Source organism: Ruegeria sp. AF1, from assembly GCF_056542125.1.
Map to the genome: position 1 here is coordinate 1 of NZ_JBQFZG010000037.1, position 4,420 is coordinate 4,420.

Annotated in this window: 3 protein-coding genes; all 3 read right to left on the minus strand. The window is 57.1% G+C overall.

The window, feature by feature from the left end; all coding sequences use genetic code 11:
- Positions 1–117: 117 nt before the first annotated feature.
- Positions 118–2,139 carry a putative 2-aminoethylphosphonate ABC transporter permease subunit gene (locus ACR0BK_RS20255; protein WP_480556054.1) on the minus strand — a complete coding sequence of 674 codons (2,022 nt, stop codon included), beginning with the start codon at positions 2,137–2,139 and terminating at the stop codon, positions 118–120.
- Positions 2,136–3,251 carry a putative 2-aminoethylphosphonate ABC transporter ATP-binding protein gene (locus ACR0BK_RS20260; protein WP_480496631.1) on the minus strand — a complete coding sequence of 372 codons (1,116 nt, stop codon included), beginning with the start codon at positions 3,249–3,251 and terminating at the stop codon, positions 2,136–2,138. The genes ACR0BK_RS20255 and ACR0BK_RS20260 overlap by 4 nt, the downstream gene beginning before the upstream one ends.
- A 132-nt stretch (positions 3,252–3,383) precedes the next feature.
- Entirely contained in the window at positions 3,384–4,403 is a 1,020-nt protein-coding gene (locus ACR0BK_RS20265; RefSeq protein ID WP_480477711.1) for a putative 2-aminoethylphosphonate ABC transporter substrate-binding protein, read from the minus strand.
- Between the last annotated feature and the right edge of the window lie 17 nt (positions 4,404–4,420).

Below are 4,420 nucleotides of genomic sequence, written 5' to 3' on the forward strand. Positions count from 1 at the left end.
TCCCAGCGTCGTGACGTCAAGATCATACGGGCGTTTATGGACTTTGCGGAGCGGGTTCTTGGGGAGAAGGAAACCGCCGGAGATATGTGACCGGCGGGTTCTTGAGTTTTTTGTGGATTACCTGCTGCGCCAGGCCTGTGTGCGGGCCAGGATGCCTTTTGATGCCATCAGGTGGAAGATCCGGGCGGCGGCGTTGGTGTAGAAGATCATCATGCCCATTGCGGCTGCGGGTGCGATGTCCCCGGCATCATCCATGTTCAGCACCGCGATGGACGCGAGTGTGGTTTTGGGTGAGTAGAGGAACACAACCGCCGACACGGTCGTCATTGCGTTGACGAACAGATAGATCGAGATATCCAGCACCGCAGGCAGACAGACCGGCACCGTCACGCGGGCAAACAGCTTCATTGTTGGCTGTTTGAGAGAGGCCGACACCGACTCGAACTCTTTATCCATCTGCTTGAGAGCGGTGACCGCCGTCAGGTGCGATACGGTATAGAAATGCGTCACCGTGCAAACCACCAGGATTGCCATGGTGCCGTAGATCGCATTGAACGGATTGGACGGGTTGTTGAAGAAGAAGATATAGGACAGCCCCAGAACCATGCCCGGGATGGCCATCGGCAGCATGGCGAACATCTGAAAGATCGACCGTCCGGTTTTGAAGCCGTTCGATTTTTCCACCAGATACGCCCCGAAGAAGACAACCGTCGTGCCGATCACCGCCGTCAGGAAGGCCAGTTTGATCGAGTTGAAATACGACCCCCAGCCGCCGCCATCCATCTTGTCGAACTGGTAGTTCTTGAGGCTCAGGCTCAGATCGTAGGGCCAGAACTTGATCAGCGCCGCAAACTGACACACGGCCAGAAGACCAATGATGAACAGGCCGACCAAGCTGCAGTAGATCAGGAATATGCGATCAGCCTTTGGGTTTGGTGTTGCCTGATATGGAACCGAGCGCGCAGAAAGCAGCGCCACCTGCTTGGACTGAACCATCCGGTCGATGGCAAAAGCCAGAATTGCGGGGATGACCAGAACCACCGAGACCACGGCGCCCATCTCAAAGTTCTGCTGGCCGATCACCTGTTTGTAGATATCCACGGCAAGCACGTTGAACTGGCCGCCGATCACCTTTGGCAGGCCGAAATCGGTGATCACCAGATTGAACACGACAAAGGCTGCGGAAATCAGGCCATAGCGCGCGCCGGGTATGGTAACGGTCCAGAATGTCCGCCAGGGGGTAGAGCGCAAGCTGACAGCGGCCTCGTACAACCGCGCATCCGATATCGCGAGCGCAGTCGATATGATCAGGAACGCGTGTGGAAAGGTAAAGAAGACCGATCCGATCACGATGCCTATGGGGCCGTAGATACTGGCACCGAACAACAACTCCTTGATCATCCCCTGATTGCCGAACAGGTAGACCAGCGCGATGCCCGGCAGCAGCGAGGGAACCAGAATCGGCGCCATCGCGATCAGGCGAAAGACCCCCTTGAACCGCATGCAGCTTCGGTTCAGCGCATAGGCAAACCAGAACGCCAGCGTCACCGTAACGATTGTGCTGACAACCGAAATCCAAAGGGAATTCTTGATCGAGTTGAACAGGGCTGGTGTCGAGAAGTAGTTGATGAAGTTGCCCAGACCCCGCGCTTGAACCGGCCGCATCTGCACCCGGCGGAACGTGTTGGAATCAAGCTCGACCCAATCGGTGCCTTCGTTCAAAGTCGACCCGACCAGAAAGCGCCCGGCCTCCGTCGTGTTCCGCATCTGGTACATGACCGGGCTGCGAAAGCTGAACTCCGGAAAGAACCCGGTCACCGGCAAACGCCCGTCCGAGCCGGTTGTCAGATCGGTGTCGGAATACACCCCCAATTGCCTGTTCAGTTCGTCAGCCGTCAGGATCGTTCCGTCGAACACACCCGCTTCATCACTGACCTGAAACTCATACTGGGACAGCTCGACCCGGTAGGTCGAGAAGGACTTGGAAAGCATCGTGTAAAGCGGCAGTGCCAGTGTCACGATCAGATAGAGCGCGATCACCATCATGCTTCCGCGCATCAGGATGTCATCGCGGCTGAGCCTGGGCCTGATATCCGGCCCGACAGGCAATGTGTCCTGATTGGTCGACATCGTGCTCATGCCGCAGCCTCCGGAAGGTCAAACGCCATCAGGCGGTTCTCGGGAAGCTCAATCACCATGCTGCACCCCTCTTCCAGCTCAAGACGACGCACGGCGTTGATCGAAAAATCCGCGATCAGTTCCGAAGATCCGAACCGCTCGTTGTTCAGGCGGCAGCGCCAGAACGAGCCCAGAAACTCCATTTCATCGAGCGTGACCTCGATGCAGTTCCGATTGCCGCCCGTGTCAAGATAACCAGCTTCATGAGGGATGATGTCTTCGGGACGAATGGCCGCAATGACAGGGGTTCCATCATTGAACGTGTGGCTGAGGCAGGCAAAGGTCTTTTCCCCGACGCTCAACCGCCCGCCTTTCGTAACCTGAGACTGGATCTGGTTCATTTCACCGATAAAGTCGGCCACGAACAGGTTGGCCGGTTCGCGGTAGATCTCCGTGGGCGATCCAACTTGTTCGATCACCCCGTGGTTCATCACCACGATGCGGTCGGCCATGGCCAGCGCTTCTTCCTGATCGTGCGTCACCATCACGGTGGTCACACCCAGCTTGCGCTGCAATTCCTTGATCTCATGCCGCAGGTGAACGCGCACCTTGGCGTCCAGCGCCGACAGGGGTTCGTCCAGCAGCAGCAGACCGGGATTGGTTGCAATGGCGCGGGCCAGCGCAATCCTCTGCTGCTGGCCACCGGACAATTGCGCCGGGTATTTCCTGCCCTGATCCGGCAGACCAACAAGGTTCAGCAGCTCGCTCACCCGAACCGCGATATCCGACTTGCTGCGGCCCGTGTTTTCAAGGCCAAATGCGATGTTCTTTTCGATCGTCAGGTTCGGGAACAGCGCATAGGACTGGAACACAATCCCGAAATCGCGCTCGGACGGAGGCAGGTTGGAGACGTCCTTGCCATCCTGCATAATCGTACCCTTGGTCTGCAGATCCAGCCCTGCAATCGCCCGCAACAAGGTGGTCTTGCCGCAGCCGGACGGGCCGAGGAAACAAATGAATTCACCTTCTTTGATTTCGAGAGAGATGTCCTTGAGTGCCAGAAAGCTGCCGAACGCTTTCCACAAATTCTGGATGCTGAGATACAGTTCACCGGGTGGTGTTTTCTGAAGCACGGGAGAGGTCCTCACATCTGCACCTCGGGCACGACCGATCCTGGCCGGTGCGCGCCGGGTGAGTTGGTTGTGTTGGTGGGAACAAGAGAGTGGCGGGCAGGAGAGGCACAAAAGCCCCTCCTGCCAATGGAATTACTTCGCTTCAGACTTTCCGTCATAGCGAGACTGCCATTCCTTCAGGATTGCCGCGCGATTGTTGGCGGCATATTCGAAATCATTGTTGATCATCGCATCCAGAAGACCCTCTGGGAAGTGTTCAACCGGTTTTGCAACGCCGGGATACGCCACGACCGCATAGCCGGTATTGTACATCTCGTTGGCCTCTTTGGTGACGGTGAAGTCCACCAGCTTCTGCGCGGCTTCCAGATTTGCAGTGCCGGCCACAATCGCGGTTGCTTCCATGTCCCAGCCGACGCCTTCCGAAGGCACAATGATTTCCAGCGGTGCGCCATCAGCTTTGGATTTCGCCCCACGGAACGCAAAAGAAATACCAATCGGGATCTCGCCCGCCGCCGCCAGTTTGCAAGGCTTCGAGCCGGAATGGGTGTAGCGCGCAATATTCTCGTGCAGCGCATCCATGTATTCCCAGCCACCTTCTTCGCCAAACATTTGAAGCCAGCTGGACACATCAAGGAACCCCGTGCCAGAGGAATTCGGGTTCGGCATGATAACCTGATCCTTGTACATCGGATCAGTCAGGTCCTTCCACGAGGTCGGCGGCTTCAGCCCGGCCTTTTCCGCCTCAACCGTGTTGTAGCAAATCGAGGCAACCCAGGCGTCCATGCCAACCCAGGCAGGCGGGTTGTCACCATCGACGAATTTCGCATCCAGCTTGTCTACGCCAGCCGGCGCATAAGGCTCCAGCATCCCTTCGGATTTCAACAGCAGCAGAGAGGTCGCAGCCAACCCCCAGACCACATCCGCCTGTGGGTTGTCCCGTTCAGCCAGCAGTTTCGCGGTGATGATCCCCGTCGAGTCCCGGACCCAGTTGATCTTGATATCCGGATTGCTCTGATTGAACGTCTCCGCATACCGCGCAAGATCCTCAGCCTCAACAGCAGTGTATACCGTCAGTTCCGTTTCCGATGCCGCAGCCGTCGCCGTCAGTAAACCGAACGCCAAAACCGCATAAATTGATCTCTTCTGTTTCATGGTTGTCCTCTGTTGGT

What these genes read in the sequence shown, in the direction of transcription:
- ACR0BK_RS20255 (WP_480556054.1), bottom strand. Translation starts at nt 2,139, where the DNA reads ATGAGCACGATGTCGACCAATCAGGACACATTGCCTGTCGGGCCGGAT.
- ACR0BK_RS20265 (WP_480477711.1), bottom strand. Translation starts at nt 4,403, where the DNA reads ATGAAACAGAAGAGATCAATTTATGCGGTTTTGGCGTTCGGTTTACTG.